13 protein-coding genes are annotated in these 15,327 nt (G+C 72.2%); 6 read left to right on the top strand and 7 right to left on the bottom strand.

Features of this window, described 5'->3' with window-relative positions:
• Both BLR04_RS00500 and BLR04_RS00495 read right to left on the bottom strand, forming a co-directional pair.
• Complete coding sequence (locus tag BLR04_RS00500) at positions 1-1,407, bottom strand: phytoene desaturase family protein (protein ID WP_090758402.1); 1,407 nt, start codon at positions 1,405-1,407, stop codon at positions 1-3.
• Positions 1,408-1,413: 6 nt separating this feature from the next.
• Positions 1,414-2,040: a DUF305 domain-containing protein gene (locus BLR04_RS00495; RefSeq protein WP_245739916.1), complete on the bottom strand. Its 627-nt coding sequence runs from the start codon at positions 2,038-2,040 to the stop codon at positions 1,414-1,416.
• 133 nt (positions 2,041-2,173) lie between these two features.
• Here BLR04_RS00495 and BLR04_RS00490 point away from each other — a divergent pair, with 133 nt between their 5' ends.
• Positions 2,174-2,878: a thioredoxin-like domain-containing protein gene (locus BLR04_RS00490; RefSeq protein WP_090758398.1), complete on the top strand. Its 705-nt coding sequence runs from the start codon at positions 2,174-2,176 to the stop codon at positions 2,876-2,878.
• A gap of 44 nt (positions 2,879-2,922) precedes the next feature.
• On the opposite strand, the gene ald is transcribed toward BLR04_RS00490, so the two are convergent.
• Positions 2,923-4,038 (bottom strand): alanine dehydrogenase, encoded by a 1,116-nt coding sequence (gene ald / locus BLR04_RS00485; protein WP_090758396.1) that lies wholly within the window; start codon positions 4,036-4,038, stop codon positions 2,923-2,925.
• Between the two features lie 151 nt (positions 4,039-4,189).
• Between ald and BLR04_RS39450 the strand changes: the two genes are divergently transcribed.
• A complete protein-coding gene (locus BLR04_RS39450; protein ID WP_143021911.1) occupies positions 4,190-5,269 on the top strand; it encodes an excalibur calcium-binding domain-containing protein in 1,080 nt (359 codons plus the stop codon).
• On the opposite strand, the gene BLR04_RS00475 is transcribed toward BLR04_RS39450, so the two are convergent.
• From BLR04_RS00475 to BLR04_RS00465, 3 genes are all read right to left on the bottom strand, one after another.
• Positions 5,266-6,645, bottom strand: coding sequence for an NCS2 family permease (locus BLR04_RS00475; RefSeq protein WP_090758394.1), 1,380 nt, complete (start codon positions 6,643-6,645; stop codon positions 5,266-5,268). The genes BLR04_RS39450 and BLR04_RS00475 overlap by 4 nt on opposite strands.
• Before the next feature lie 136 nt (positions 6,646-6,781).
• Positions 6,782-7,015: an EF-hand domain-containing protein gene (locus BLR04_RS00470; RefSeq protein ID WP_090758392.1), complete on the bottom strand. Its 234-nt coding sequence runs from the start codon at positions 7,013-7,015 to the stop codon at positions 6,782-6,784.
• On the bottom strand, positions 6,999-9,230 hold the full coding sequence (locus BLR04_RS00465; protein ID WP_090758390.1) for a molybdopterin cofactor-binding domain-containing protein: 2,232 nt from the start codon (positions 9,228-9,230) through the stop codon (positions 6,999-7,001). Before BLR04_RS00465 ends, BLR04_RS00470 begins: the two co-directional genes overlap by 17 nt.
• A gap of 95 nt (positions 9,231-9,325) precedes the next feature.
• Between BLR04_RS00465 and BLR04_RS00460 the strand changes: the two genes are divergently transcribed.
• Positions 9,326-10,819, top strand: a complete 1,494-nt coding sequence (locus BLR04_RS00460; protein ID WP_090758388.1) for a helix-turn-helix domain-containing protein — start codon at positions 9,326-9,328, stop codon at positions 10,817-10,819.
• A gap of 159 nt (positions 10,820-10,978) precedes the next feature.
• Here the strand turns inward: BLR04_RS00460 and BLR04_RS40375 are convergent, their stop codons facing one another.
• Entirely contained in the window at positions 10,979-11,116 is a 138-nt protein-coding gene (locus tag BLR04_RS40375) for a hypothetical protein (RefSeq protein WP_176902867.1), read from the bottom strand.
• A gap of 59 nt (positions 11,117-11,175) precedes the next feature.
• On the opposite strand from BLR04_RS40375, the gene BLR04_RS00455 reads away from it, so the two are divergent.
• From BLR04_RS00455 to BLR04_RS00445, 3 genes are read left to right on the top strand one after another with little or no spacing between them, the layout of a single operon-like run.
• Positions 11,176-12,459, top strand: coding sequence for a helix-turn-helix domain-containing protein (locus BLR04_RS00455; RefSeq protein WP_090758387.1), 1,284 nt, complete (start codon positions 11,176-11,178; stop codon positions 12,457-12,459).
• A gap of 44 nt (positions 12,460-12,503) precedes the next feature.
• Complete coding sequence (locus BLR04_RS00450) at positions 12,504-13,124, top strand: copper resistance CopC family protein (protein ID WP_090758386.1); 621 nt, start codon at positions 12,504-12,506, stop codon at positions 13,122-13,124.
• The gene (locus BLR04_RS00445) at positions 13,121-15,151 is read left to right on the top strand and encodes a bifunctional copper resistance protein CopD/cytochrome c oxidase assembly protein (RefSeq protein WP_090758384.1); all 2,031 of its coding nucleotides are present in this window, start codon (positions 13,121-13,123) and stop codon (positions 15,149-15,151) included. Before BLR04_RS00450 ends, BLR04_RS00445 begins: the two co-directional genes overlap by 4 nt.
• The last annotated feature ends 176 nt before the right edge of the window (positions 15,152-15,327 follow it).

Genomic DNA, 15,327 nt, shown 5'->3' with positions numbered 1-15,327 from the left:
TCAGCGCAGGGCGAGACGGGCGGCCTGCCAGCCGCCCATGCCGTGCACACCCGCGCCGGGCGGCGTGGACGCCGAGCACAGGAACACCCCGGGCAGCGGCGTGCGCCACGGCGCGGGAGACCAGACCGGGCGGCGGACGAACTGGCCGAGGCTCGCGAGCCCGCCGCCGATGTCGCCGCCCACCAGGTTGGGGTTGACCGCTTCCAGCGCGGCCGGACCCATCGCGTGGCGGGCGAGCACCCGCTCGCGGAACCCCGGCGCGTACCGTTCGAGCTGCGCCTCGATGACGCCGGTCATGTCGAGGCGCGAGCCGTTCGGGACGTGGCAGTAGGCCCACAGCGTGTGCCCGCCCCGCGTCGGGTCGGCCGCGTACGGCTGCACGACCAGCACGTACGGCCGGGGGGAGTGCCGCCCGGCCGCGGCCTCCGCCTCGCTGAGCGCGATCTCCTCCAGCGTGCCGCCCAGGTGCACGGTGCCCGCGCCGGCCACGGCCGGATCGCGCCACGGCACCGGCCCGTCGAGCGCCCAGTCGAGCTTGAAGACGCCGGGCCCGTAGCGGTAGCGCAGCAGTCTGCGCCGGTATGCGGGCGGCAGGTCGGCCATCGCCGCGAACTGCCTGGGCGTCACGTCCAGCACCACCGTGGGCGCGTCGAGTTCCTCGAGGCGGCGTACGCGGTGGCCGCTCACCGCCTCTCCGCCGAGCGACCTGAGCTCGGCGACCATCGCGTCGGCCAGCCGCTGCGAGCCGCCCCGCACCAGCGGCCAGCCGACGACGTGGGCCAGCGCGGCGAGCACCAGCCCGTACCCCGCCGAGATGGGGGAACGCAGGTCGAGCATCGAATGCGCGGCCATGCCCGCGACCACCGCGCGCCCCTCCACGGTGCGGAACGCGCTGCGGGCGAGCGTCGTCGCGGGCAGCGCGGCGGCGAGCCCGAACCGGGCGGCCCGCGCGAGCGTGACCGGCCGCGGCGGCGGCCACAGCGGCCACGGACCGAGCGGCTTGAGCAGGAACTCCATCAGCGGCAGCCCCACCCGCGCCGCCGCGCCGACGGTCGCCAGCCACGCGCCCGCGTCACCCCCGAGCCCCTCTGCGGTACGGCTCAGGTCGCGGTGCACCAGCACGGCGGGACGGTCGTCAAGGGGATGGGCCGCGGCCACCGGCGGATGGGCGAACTCGACGCCCGGCAGCCGCAGCTCGCGGAAGGCGGGGGAGGCGAGAGCCATCGCGAGGACGGTCGCGCCGAGGTCGTGCACGCGGCCGGGCAGCGTCAGCTCCGCCGACGCCAGCGCGCCGCCGAACCGCTCGGCGGCCTCCAGCAGCAGCACCTTGCGCCCGGCGCGGGCCAGCGCGAGCGCCGCGACCAGCCCGTTCGGACCCGAGCCCACAACGACCGCGTCGGCGCGCACGGGCTACTACCGGGGCAGGATGGACGGAAGTGGCTGCGCCCCGCGCCGGTGGAGCAGCTCGGTCATGAGCTTGATCTCGCTGGTCTGCCCGGTGATGATCTTCTGGGCCATGCTGACCACCTCGGGACGGGTGGACGACTTGAGCAGGCTCTGCGCCATCTCGACGCCACCCTCGTGGTGACGGATCATGAGCTGCAGGAACAGAACCTCGGCCTGCTTGCCCGTCGCCTCCTTGAGCTTCGTCATCTCCTGCGACGTGGCCATGCCGGGCATCGCGCCGTCAGGGCCCATCGCCATCGCGCCGACGCCGTGCCCGTGAACCCTCATCCAGTCCATCGGGCGCTGGTCGCTCACCTGGCTGAGCCCCCACGACTGCAGCCAGCCGAGGAACATGCCGCGCTGGCTGGACTGGGTGGTGATGATGTCGTACGCGAGATTCCTGATCTCAGGGGTGGGGTCCTTGTCCCTGATGATGAAGGACATGTCGACCGCCTGGGCGTGGTGAGCCGCCATGTCGCGCGCGAACCCCGCCTCCGGTGAGGCGTCGTCGGGCGTGCCGCCCCTGCCGAACAGCAGGGCAGCGGCCACGGCGAGCACCAGCACGCCGCAGGCGACCAGGACGGGATTCCGCACAGCTTTTTCCATGGCCCCACCAGGGTACCCATCCGGCGGACAGCTCGGACTACCCCACTTAAGCGGCTCTTATTCTCCACATAGGCCATGAGGGCATAGGGTGACCCGGAATTGGTACGCCGATGGAGGGACGATGACGAAGGAGAAGGCGCAGGCGAGGCGCGAGACCCTGCAGAAGATGCGGGCCGAACAGAAGCGCAAGGAACGCCGAGCCGCGCTGCTCATGTGGGGTTCCGGAGGGTTCGTCGTCGTGCTGCTCGTCGGTCTGGTCGGCTTCTACCTGGTCAAGCAGGCCGAAGAGACCAACCTCGACGCCGTGGTCAGCGTGAAGTACGACGCCGGCCAGCACGTCTGGAACACCGTCTCCTACAAGGAGACGCCGCCGATGGGTGGCGAGCACAACAACTACTGGCAGCAGTGCGACATCTATGAGAAGCCGATTCACAACGAGCACGCCGTCCACTCGCTGGAGCACGGCGCGGTGTGGATCACCTACCGGCCCGACCTGCCCAAGGCCCAGGTCGACCAGTTGAAGGAGGTCGCCGGGTCCACCGGCGACAGCGGGTACATGCTGATGAGCCCGTTCCCCAACCTGCCGTCGCCCGTCATGGTGTCGTCGTGGGGCCACCAGCTGCGCCTGACCGACCCGGGAGACCCGAAGCTGGCGGCGTTCATCAAGCGCTACCAGAACGGCGCCGACACGCCTGAGCCGGGCGCCGTCTGCGGCGGCCCCGACGCGATCAGGACCACCGCCGACGAGGCGCCGCTGCCGCCCGAGCCCACGGGCGACCAGCCGGTCCCGATGGAGACTCTCGCTCCTTCGCCCACCCAGAAGTAGCAGTGGCAGGGGGTCCGGCGCGCGTCGCCGGGCCCCTTTCCTGTTCAGCGCAGCACGTCCTCCAGAGGCGTCCACTCCAGGCCGTGCGCCGCGGCGACCGGCGGGCTGACCACCCGGCCGCGGTGGGTGTTGAGCCCGAGCGCCAGCGCCGGGTCCGCGCGCATCGCCTCCCGCCACCCCAGCTCGGCCATGGCCAGCGCGTACGGCAGCGTCACGTTCGTCAGGGCGTACGTCGAGGTGTGCGGCACGGCCCCTGGCATGTTGGCCACGCAGTAGAAGACCGAGTCGTGCACCCGGAACGTCGGCTCCTCGTGCGTCGTGGGCCGTGAGTCCTCGAAGCAGCCGCCCTGGTCGATCGAGATGTCGACCAGCACCGAACCCGGCTTCATCCGGCTGACCAGGTCGTTGCTGATCAGCTTCGGCGCCCGCGCGCCCGGCACCAGCACCGCGCCGATGACCAGGTCGGCGTCGAGCACCGCGCGCTCGATCTCCAGCGTGTTGGACGCCACCGTCTGGCAGTGGCCCTGGTAGATCAGGTCGGCCTGGCGCAGCTTGTCGATGTTCCTGTCGAGCAGCAGCACCTCGGCCTGCATGCCGAGGGCGATGGCGGCGGCGTTCATGCCGGAGACCCCGGCGCCGATCACCACGACCTCGGCCGCGCGCACGCCGGACACCCCGCCCACGAGCACACCCCTGCCGCCGCCCGAGCTCATCAGGTGGTACGCGCCCACCTGCGGCGCGAGCCGTCCGGCCACCTCCGACATGGGCGCGAGCAGCGGCAGTGCGCCGTCGGCGGTCTGCACGGTCTCGTAGGCGACCGCGGTGCAGCCGGACTCGAGCAGCGCCCGCGTGCAGCTCGCGGACGCGGCCAGGTGCAGGTAGGTGAACAGCACCAGCCCAGGGCGCAGCCGGTGGTACTCCTCCGGCATCGGCTCCTTGACCTTCATCACCAGGTCGGACGTGCCCCAGAGCTCGTCGGCGTCGGGCACCACGACGGCGCCCGCGGCGGTGAAGAACTCGTCGGGGATGGCGGAGCCGGTGCCCGCGTCGCGCTCGACGAGGACGCGGTGGCCGTGGCGTACCAGTTCGTGGACGCTCGCGGGCGTCAGCGCAACGCGGTACTCGCTGTTCTTGACCTCTCGTGGCACACCGACCTTCATGACGTCACCAGTTCCCAGCAGGCATGAGATCCTTCCTGCGCAATCCCCAGTTTTCTGGTGAAGCGAGAGGAATGCCCGGTTGATTACCCCGGGATGACCACTCCTCGATAGGCTCACCGGCAGCCCGAACGTCGAGATGGGATCGTCATCGATGGACATGCCCGAAGAGCCGCGGACGACCGCGGACCCGGGAGAGCCGAAGGCCAGCAGACTCACCACCATCGTGCTGATCGTCTCGCTCGTCCTCGTCGTGATCGTGGCCGGTGTGGCGGGCACGGTCGCGGTGCTCATGACGAGGAACCCCGACGCGCCGCTGTTCGGCGGCACGCCGCCGCAGCGGCTGGCGGTGCCCATCCACTTCGCGCCGGTGCGTGACACCAAGCCCGCGCCCTGCCCCGGTGAGCCCGCCGTCCTCGACGAGGAGCAGCGCACCTGCTACCTCCTGGAGGACGGCGTCACGGTCGCCGCGGTGCAGCGGGTCGAATCCGTACGGGAGAAGGACGGCACCTACTCCGTGCGCATCGCGATCGCGCCCGGGTTCAAGGAGCGCCTCGTGGAGCTCATCGACGAGCTCGCGCCCGAGCAGCGCCAGGTCGCGGTCGTGCTCGCCCCCGAGGACCCCGCGCAGCCGAAGACCGTCCTCGTCGCGCCCGTCGTCACCCAGGGGATGGACGGCGACAGCCTGAGCGTCGCGGGCTTCACCGAGGACGAGGCCACCGCCCTCGCCGCCCGCCTCCTCGGCGACACCAGCACCCCCTCCACCAGCACCCCCGACACAGGCGCCAACACGGGGACCGGCACCAACTCCGGAACGGGCACCAACCCGGGAACCGGTGCCAATACGGGAACGGGCACCAACCCGGGAACCGGTACGAACGGAGGAACCGGCACCAACGGGGGAACCGGCACCAACGGGGGAACCGGCACCAATACGGGGACCGGTACCAACCCCGGAACGGGCACCAACCACGGAACCGGTACCAACCCGGGAACGGGCACCAATACGGGGACCGGCTCCAATACCGGCACCGGAATCGGGACCGGTGGGACGACCGCCGGGGGGACAGGGGCGACCGGCTCCGGCCGCGTCCCCGACAGGCGCTACCCCTCCTGCAAGGAGGCCGTGGCCGCCGGCGACGGCCCCTACACCAAGGGCGTCCACGTCGAGTACGCGTGGTACCCCGACCTCGACAACAACGGCGTGGCCTGCAACAGCGCCGACATCCGCTAGCCGAACACCCCCTCCAGCACCTCGATGCCGAAGTAGCAGAGGAACAGCAGCGAGACCAGCCACAGCAACCACGGGACCTCCGAGTACCGCCCCCTGGCCGCTTTGACGAGCGTGTAGACGATCACGCCCGCCCCCACGCCGTTGGTGATCGAGTACGTGAACGGCATCAGCGCGATCGTCACGAACGCCGGCACCGCGACGTCGAGGTCGTGCCAGGGGACGTTCCTGCTCTGCGTCATCATGAGCGCCCCCACGAGCACCAGCGCGGGGGCCGCCGCGGCGGCGGGCACGACCTCCGCCAGCGGGGTGAACAGCAGCGTCAGCGCCAGCAACGCGCCGGTCACGACGCTCGCGAGCCCGGTGCGGGCGCCCTCGCCCACGCCGGTGGCCGACTCGACGAAGATCGTGTTGGCCGATGAGCTGGACACGCCGCCGATCACGCCGGCGACGCCGTCCACGGTGAGGATCCGGCCCAGCCGGGGCACCTGTCCCTGCCGGTCCACGAGACCGGCCTCGTCACTGACCCCGATGATCGTGCCCATCGCGTCGAACAGGCCCGACAGCACCAGCGTGAACAGCACCACGGTGGCGGTGAGCACCCCCGCCCGCGCGAAGCCGCCGAACAGGTCGAACGCGCCCAGCAGCCCGAAGTCGGGCGCGGCGACGAGCCTTTCCGGCACGCGGGGCGTCACCACCCCCCACGAGCCGGCCGGGACCTTGGCCACCGCGTTCACCAGCACGCACAGGGCGGCGGTGACCACGATGCTGATGAGGATCGCGCCCGGCGTCCGGCGGACGTACAGGGCGATCATGAGGAGCAGGCCGAAGCAGAACATCGCGACCGGCCAGCCCGTGAGGTGGCCGGTCGCGCCGAGCTGGACGGGCGTGCCGCTGCCGCGGCTGACGAAGCCCGCGTCCACGAGCCCGATCAGCGCGATGAACAGCCCGATGCCCACGCTGATCGCGTGTTTGAGCGCCAGCGGGATGGCGTTCATGATGAGCGTGCGCAGCCCGGTGACCGCCAGCACGATGATCACGATGCCTTCCAGCACCACCAGCCCCATGGCCTCGGCCCAGGTCATGAACGGCGCGGCCTGGTAGGCCACGACGGCGTTGAGGCCGAGCCCGGCGGCCAGCCCGAACGGAGCGTTGCCGACGACGGCCATGAGCACTGTCGAGACGGCCGCGGCCAGCGCCGTGGACGTGGTCAGCTGGGCGATCGACAGCCGCGCGCCGGTGACGTCCGTGGCGCCCGCGAGGATGAGCGGGTTGAGCAGGACGATGTACGCCATCGCCATGAACGTGGTCACGCCGCCGCGCACCTCGCGGCCGACAGTGGTGCCGCGCGCGGTCAGCTCGAAGAACCTGTCGAGCACCGACTCAAACCCCCCTCGTGGAACAGTGGGGGTGTGGCCGGTGGGGTCAGAAGGCAGCCGCGAGCGCCACCCCAGTGCCTGGCTCGCTGAAGAGCCTAACGGCGGGGCGCCGGCTCCCGCCGGGTGGGGGCCGAGATCACGCCTTCTCGTGACGCCCGTGGCCGACGAGCGCGACGAACTCGGCCAGCTCGATCATGCCGTCGCCGTCGCTGTCGGCCGCCGCGATGAACGCCTCGATCTCGCTCTCCGCCGCGCCCTGTCCGCCCAGCGCGTCGTTGGCCGCCCTGATCTCGTCGGCGGTCAGCAGGCCGTCTCCGTCGGCGTCGAAGCGCTTGAACTCCGCCTCGGCCGCTTCATGCGCGCTGGACATCGGGTGCCCCCTCTGGAGAGCCGTCATCGGACAAGGCGATATCTTCCGGCCTGATCGGAACGCGCGTCAACCGTAGCCCTGTCGCCGCGCGCACCGCGGCGGCGATGGCGGGGGTGGCCGACAGCGTCGGCGGCTCGCCCGCGCCGCGCAGCCCGTACGGCGCCGACGGGTCAGGAAACTCCAGGATCTTGAGCTGCATGGGCGGCATGTCGAGGATGGTGGGGATGAGGTAGTCGGTGAACGACGGGTTCAGCACCCGGCCGTCGCGGACCTGGATCTCCTCCATCAGCGCCAGCCCGAGCCCCTGCGCGCTGCCGCCGTGGATCTGGCCCTCCAGCGCCTGCGGGTTGAGTATCCGCCCCACGTCCTGCACGGCCGCCAGCTCGACCACCTTCACCAGGCCGAGCTCCACGTCCACGTCCACGACGGCCCGGTGCACGCACAGCGCGAGCTGGGTGTGCGAGTCGCCCTGCCCGGAGCGCGGGTCCAGCGGGTACGTCGGCCGGTGCCGGTACTCGCGCGTCTCCTCGATCGGCCCGAACGCGGCGAGCGCCTCGCGCGGCGACAGCCCCTTGAACCGGTCGCGCACCGCCTCGCAAGCCGCCTTGACCGCCCCGCCCGTCACGTACGACTGCCGCGAGGCCGACGAGGAGCCCGCCGAGCCGACCGAGGTGTCGGCCGCCGCCACGACGACGTCCTCGATGCCCAGCTCGGTACGGGCGATCTGGGCCTGCACGGTCACGAGCCCCTGACCCACCTCGGCCGCCGCGGTGTGCACGGTGACGCGCGGCTCACCGCCGACGAGTTCGGCACGCACCCTGGCCGTCGAGTAGTCGTCGAAGCCCTCGGAGAAGCAGATGTTCTTGATGCCCACGCCGTAGCCGACGCCCCGGCGTACGGACTCGCCCCGGGTGGTCTGGGAGACGCCGCCCGGCAGCAGCCGCAGGTCAGGCGCCGCGGCGGCGGGGGGCGGCTGCGGCAGCGGCATGGCGTCGAGCTGCCGCAGCATCTCGGCGAGCGGCGCAGGGGAGTCGATCACCTGCCCGGTCGACAGGCGCGAGCCCTGCGTGACGGCGTTGCGCAGCCGGATCTCGACCGGTGACAGATCGCACGCCTCGGCCAGGCGGTCCATCTGCGACTCGTACGCGTAGCACGCCTGCACCGCGCCGAAGCCGCGCATCGCCCCGCACGGTGGGTTGTTGGTGTAGACGCCCGTGGCGTCGAGACGCACGTTCGGCACCTCGTAAGGGCCCACGCCGAGCGAGGCGGCGTTGCCGACCACGGCCGGGCTGGTGGAGCAGTACGCGCCTCCGTCCAGCAGCAGCTCCGCCTTGACGTAGACGATCCGGCCGTCGCGCGTGGCGCCGTGCTCGTAACGCATGCGGGCCGGATGCCGGTGCACGTGGCCGAAGAACGACTCCTCGCGGCCGTAGACCATCTTGACCGGGCGGTTCAGGCGCAGGGCCAGCATGCAGGCGTGGATCTGCATCGACAGGTCCTCGCGGGCGCCGAACGCGCCGCCCACGCCCGCCAGCGTCAGACGGATCTTCTCGGGCGGCAGGCCCAGGCAGGGGGCGATCTGGTCGCGGTCGACGTGCAGCCACTGGGTGGCGACGTACAGGTCGACACCGCCGTCCTCGGCCGGCACGGCGAGGCCCGACTCGGTGCCGAGGGGCGCCTGGTCCTGCATGCCGACCTCGTACTCGCCCGTGACGACGACCTCGGCCTCGAACGTGTCGCCCCGGCGGATCGGCTGGTGCCTGACGACGTCCAGGGACAGGCGGGGGTCGGTGACCGCCTCGCGCGGCTCGTAGCCGACCACGACGGCGGCGGCCGCGCGCCTGGCCGTCTCCGGATGGTCGGCCGCCACGACCGCCACCGGCTCGCCCTGGTAGCGGACCTCGCCGGCGGCGAGCACCGGCTGGTCCCTGACGTCGAGGCCGTAGCGCTTGTCGCCCGGCACGTCCTCGTGCGTCAGGACGGCGAGCACCCCGGGCATCGCCAGCGCCGGGCCCACGTCGATCGAGCGGATCCACGCCGACGGGTGCGGGCTGCGCAGCGTCACGCCCCACACCATGCCGTCGAGCCACAGGTCCGAGGCGTAGGCGAACTCGCCGGTGACCTTCAGCGTGGCGTCGGGCCGCCGGGCGCTGGCGCCGACGCCCTGGTCCGCCGCTGTTCCTGTCGCCGCCGGAGGCGGCACCGTCTCCGTCATCCTCCGAGTAGAGCACCGCGGCCGCGGCCCGACCTATGCGCCCGGCGTGAAATCCAGGTCAGCGGTTGACCGGCCCGGCTTGTATATTCCTCCAAGTGCGGCTCTCCGACCTGCTCGCCATCGACGGCCTGCGGCTCACGCTGCTCACCGGAGATCCCGACCGCGAGTTCACCGGCGTCCACATCACCGACCTGCCCGAGCCGGGGCGCTATCTCGGCGGCGGCGAGCTGGTGCTGACCGGCCTGCTGTGGCGGCACGACGCCGACGACTCACCGCGTTTCGTGGCCGCGCTGGCCGCGGCGGGGGTCGCGGCGCTCGGTGCCGGCCAGGCCTGGCTCGGCCACGTGCCCGACGACCTGGTGTCCGCCTGCAGGGCCGCCGGGCTGCCGCTGATCGAGGTGCCGACGGAGGTGTCGTTCCGCACGCTCGCAGAACGGGTGGCGCCACGCCTCGCGGGCGACGTGCGCGCCGCCCTCGCCCGCCACCGTACGCTGGTCACCGCCCTGGCCGAGGGCGCCGGGCTCGCCGAGCTGTTCCGGCTCACCGCCTCCGAGCTGGGGGTCACGGGCGCGGTGCTGTCCAGCGCGGGCGAGCTGATCGTGGGCGCGGCCGACGATCCGGTACGGCTGGCGAAGGCGTACCTGACGGCCCCGCGGCTGCCCGCCCGCGTCGGCGACCACACGATCTTCGCGGTCGGTCGCGGCCACCGCGCCGCGGGCTGGGCCCTCGTGTGCGACGGCGACCTGACGGACCGCGCCGACGTCGGCTTCGAGCTGGCCGCCTGCGTGGTCCTCGCGCGCGGCCGTACGGACGAGGGCCGCCGGGTCGAGCGCCGCCTGACCGAGCAGCTCGTCTCGGCCGCGCTCGCCGAGGCCGGTGCCGCCGAGCTGAACGCCCGGCTGCGCACGTGCGGGATCGACGCGGCGGAGCCGTACGCGGTCGTCAGCGCCGCGGCCCGGCGGCCGGGCGCGACCAGGGGGCCCGGCCCCGCCACGCTCGGCGGCCAGGTGGTCGAGGAACTGCTGGGACGCGAGGTCGTCTCGGCGGCCGGCGCCGACGGCGCGGTGGCCGTCGTGCCGCTGCGCGGGCGCACCGCCGCCGAGCTGGCCGCGCACCTGCGCGCGGGCGCGCGGGTGCTGGCGGCGCTGCCCGACACCCACCTGTGCGTGGGGCTGAGCGGGGCGCTGACCGGCGCGGACGCGCTCAGGGGCGGGGTCGAGGAGGCGGGCCACGCGCGGCGGCTGGCCGAGGCGCGGTCGGGCGGCGTGGTGACGAGCGACGAGATCTACACGTACGTGCTGCTGCTGGCGGCGGTGCCGGGCGACGTACGGAGCTCGTTCGCGGCCCGGCTGCTGTCGCCGCTGATCGACTACGACCGCCGGCACCAGTCGGGCCTGGTGCGCACGCTGGGCGTCTTCCTCGACTGCGCCGGCTCGTGGCACGCCTGCGCCGAACGGCTGCACGTGCACGTCAACACCGTGCGTTACCGCGTCCGCAGGATCGAGGAGCTGACCGGCCGGGACATGTCCACGATGGCCGACCGGGTGGATTTCTTCCTGGCTCTGCGAGCCATGGGGCCGTCCGGGTGAGGGACGACGCCCCCCGGAGTGGGGGAGGGAGACCGGCGAAGAGGGAGCGACGAGCGGCGGCGATGCGGCGCCGGTCGCTCGTCTCAGGTCAGAGGTCTGACGGCAACGTGCGGTTCGCCGTCAGAAAGTTGGACATGGCCCCCTCTTGCCGGAAATGCCTCAGCAGCAGTACATCTCGTCCAGAGTGTTGTAGATCTGCGGTGCCGATGCGGCGTTCGCCGCCGTAGCATTGCCTCCGACGGTCACCGCGACAGCAAAGGCGGCGATCAGAGCGGACAGGGCAAAACGCATGCGCATGGGGGTTCTCCCTCGCCTCGTGGGTTGCTCGGACAACATCTTCTCAGGGAGCGACGACTGTGACCACATCTGACCAGGTCGGACTCCGCATCAAGACGGTTCGGCGGCAACGGGGCCTATCTCAGGCACAGCTCGCACACCCCGAGTTGTCGGACAGTTACGTCTCGTTGATCGAGAGTGGCAAGCGTACCCCGACGGCCGCCGTTCTTGAACTTCTGGCGCAAAAGCTCGACTGCTCGTTGTCCTATCTGATCAACGGGGTGACCGCCGAGCAGATGCAGGACATCGAACTCGCCCTCGGCTACGCGCGCATGGCCCTCGAGAACGGAGAGGTTCATGAGGCCCGCACCCGCTTTGCCGAGTTGCTGGCGGACAACAACCTGACAGGATTGACCACGCTTCGTCAAGACACGGAATTCGGCCTGGCACTGGCCCATGAGTCGTGCGGTGATCTTGACCAGGCGATCTCCATTCTGCTGCGCCTGAGAGAAGAAGAATTGTCGCCCGACCGCCGGGTCGAGGTGTCCATGGTGCTCTGCCGCGTCTACCGCGACAGCGAGCGGCTGACCGAGGCGGTCGAGATCGGCGAGCAGACGCTCGGCGCCGGGGTCCGCCTGCCCTGGACCGACCGCCTGGTGGAGCTGGGCGCCACCCTGCTGTCGGCCTACATCCTGCGCGGCGACCTGCTGCGCGCCCGCCAGTTCGCGGCCGAGCTGCTCAACGCGGCCGACGCGCTCGGCACCCCGCGCGCCGTCGTGGCCGCCAACTGGAACGCCACCGGCGTCGCCCACTCCACCGGCCACTACCAGGAGGCGCTGTCGTTCGCCGAGCGGGCGATGGCGGTGCAGGCAGAGACCGGCGAGCCGCGCAACATCGCCCGCGCCCGCGTCTCGCTCCACCAGCGGCGCCTCAGGGCCCGTCCGCAGGAGGCGGAGTCGGTGCGCGACGCGCTGCGCGCCTCGCTGGAGGAGCTCGACCAGACCTCGGTCGCCCAGGTCGACCGCGCCCGCGTCCGGGTCGAGCTGGCCTGCGCCGAGTACATGACGGGCGACTACGCCGAAGCGGCCGAGCACGCCCAGGCCGGCATGGCGCTGGTGCCCGAGTTCGGCCACGTGCTGGGCGCCGAGGCCCACCTCGTCCTCGGCCGCGTCTACGGCGCCGTCGGCCGCTCCGAGGAGGCCGCCTCCCATGTGGCCGCCGTCCGCGACTGGCTCGCCCCGATGCCCGACTCGCGCCGTTCGGCCGCCACCTGGTACGCCACGGCCGAGACGCTGGAGGAGCTCGGCGACAACGACGGCGCCGTCGACGCCTACCAGCGGGCGCTCGCCTGCGCCGGGCTGTAGCGGGGTGAGGAGCGGACGGTGGCGTCGGTAGCCTTGGGGGTGCCATGAAGACTTCCCCGTTCGCGGCACTCACCGCGATTCTCGCCGCTTTGCTGGTGTTCGGCACGGCCGCTCCCGCGCATGCGCACGACCGTCTCAAGAGCAGTTCGCCGGCCAGGAACGCCACGGTCGAGTCCATCGACGAGGTCAGGCTCGAGTTCAGCAGCAAGGTCCGCGTGCCGTTCGTCAACGTGCGGGGCCCCGGCGACGTCGAGCACAAGGCCGGTGAGCCCGAGGTCGACGGCGCCGTGGTGACGCAGGCCGTCGACGGGCCGCTGCCCGACGGGCGCTACACGATCGCCTACCGCGTCGTGTCGTCCGACGGGCACCCGATCGAGGGCGAGATCCCGTTCGAGGTGAAGGGCGCCCCGACGCCGTCGCCGAGCGCGGCCGCGACCGCGAGCGCAGAACCCGCGACGGCCGCCTCGCCGAGCACCGAGGCGAGCGGGGACGTGAGCGCCGGCTCGGCGGCGAGCGCCGCGCCGTCCGCGCCGGATGCCGCGCTCGCGGCCGAGGAGACGCCGGCCGACCCCGTCACCTTCCCCGTGTGGCTGATCGTCGTCATCGGCGCGCTCGTCGGCATCGGCATCGGGTTCCTGCTGAGCTCCAGGAAGAAGGCGCCGTGAGCCGCACCGAGAGTGCCGCTGAGAGCGAGACCGCAACAGGAAGTGGCGCCGCGAGCCGCGCCGTGCGTCTCGGGGTCGCCGGCGCGGTGGCCGCGATCGTCGCGCTGGCGATCGGCATGATCGCGGGTGGCCGCGCGTTCCCGCGGATCATCCCCGGCCTGCCCGACGCGGGCGTGGTCGTCAGGTGGGGCCTGCCGCTGTCCAAGCTCCTCATGGACGCCGCCGGCCTGGTCACCGTCGGCGTGCTGCTCATGGCGGCCCTGCTGCTGCCCAACGACAAGGGCGTGCTCGGCAAGAGCGCCCTCACCTACGTCAGGGCCGCCTCGTGGTCCGCGCTGGCCTGGGCCGGAGCGGCGTTCCTGGCGATCGTCTTCAGCGTCGCCGACAGCTTCGGCCGCACTGTGCCGCAGATCCTCGAACGCACGATGCTGACCAGCTACGCCACCCAGACCACGCAGGGCGTCGCGCTGACGCTCGTCGTGCTGTTCGGGGTGGCCATCGCGCTGTTCTCGCGCGGCGCGATCACCGCGGGGGCCGCGGCGGGGCTGCTGGTGTTCGCGATGGCGACGCTGCTCCCCGCGCCGCTCACCGGCCACACCTCCTCCTCGCCCAACCACGACCTCGCCACCTCCTCGGTGGCCCTCCACCTGCTCGGGCTCGCCCTGTGGGTGGGCGGGCTCGCCGTGCTGGCCGTCCACGCCGTACGCCGGCAGCCGCACCTCCAGGTGGCCGCGGCCCGTTTCTCCCGGATGGCGCTGTGGTGCTACGTCGCGGTGGGCCTGTCCGGCGTGTTCAGCCTGGTGGCCCGCCTCGGCGCGGTGTCCGACCTGTGGACCTCCGAGTACGGCGTGCTCGCCGTGGTCAAGATCGTGCTGTTCGTGCTGCTGGGCTACGCCGGCTACTGGCACCGGCAGCGCACCCTGCCCGACCTCGAGGCGAGCAGGCCGCGGGCGTTCGCCCGGCTGGCGGGCGGCGAGCTGCTGCTCATGGCCGCCACCGTCGGCGTGGCCGTGGCGCTGTCGCGCACGCCGCCGCCCGACTTCAGCGTGCCCGCCGACCGGGCCTTCGAGCTGCTCGGCTTCCCCGTCCCGCCGCCGCTGACGCTCGGCAACGTGTTCACGCTGTGGTGGTTCGACCTGTTCTTCGCCGTGGTGGCGGGCCTGCTGGGCGTGCTCTACCTGCTCGGCGTGGTCAGGCTGTGGCGGCGTGGCGACCGCTGGCCGGTCGGGCGCACCGTGTCCTGGTTCGTGGGCGTGGCCGTGCTGGTGTTCGCCACCCAGAGCGGGCTGGCGCGCTACTCCAAGGTCATGTTCGACATGCACATGATCGAGCACATGACGCTGGCGATGATCGTCCCGATCTTCCTCGTCCTGGGCGGTCCTGTCACGCTGGCGCTGCGGGCGCTCAAGCCGGCCGCCAAGAGAGGCGACCGGGGGCCGCGCGAGTGGGTCGTGACGATCCTGCACAGCAGGTTCACCAAGGTCATCTCGCATCCGGGGGTCGCGACGGCCATCTTCGTGGCCTCCACGTACGCGCTCTACTTCACGCCGCTGTTCGAGTCGGCCATGAACGAGCACCTCGGCCACATCGCGATGACGCTGCACTTCCTGCTCAGCGGATCCCTGTTCTTCTGGGTGATCGTCGGCGTCGACCCGGGGCCGAGCCGCCTGCCGTACGTGGGGCGGCTGCTCATGCTCTTCGTCACCATGCCGTTCCACGCGTTCTTCGGCATCGCGCTGATGATGATGGGCGGGGTCATCGCCCAGGGCTGGTACGAGCAGATCGGCCGTACCTGGGGCGACACGCTGCTGCAGACCCAGAGTGACGGCGGCGCCATCGCGTGGGGGTTCGGCGAGATCCCGACGCTGATCGTGCTGCTCGCGATCGCCGCGCAGTGGTACCGCGACGACGACCGGCAGGCGCGGCGGGCCGACCGCCAGGCCGACCGCAGCGGCGCGGGAGACCCCGAACTCGACTCCTACAACGACTACCTCGCCCGGCTGAACCGGGCTGACAGGGGCGAGTAGCCGTACGGCCATGGGCTTGTGGCTTCGCACTACAAGTCCCTGGACCCGGCAGGTAGCCTTTGCCCTTAGGGGACACGGGCATATCCCTGTCAGGTAGGTGCGCGGCCTTGGGGGAGACACGCACCGCCGCATCGGGAGCGCCGGAGTGGGGCCGGCCAGGGCTCGGGGTGCCGAGG

The organism is Nonomuraea maritima (genome assembly GCF_900100395.1).
GTDB classification, from domain to species: domain Bacteria; phylum Actinomycetota; class Actinomycetes; order Streptosporangiales; family Streptosporangiaceae; genus Nonomuraea; species Nonomuraea maritima.
This window is presented reverse-complemented; position numbering and strand designations above follow the sequence as displayed.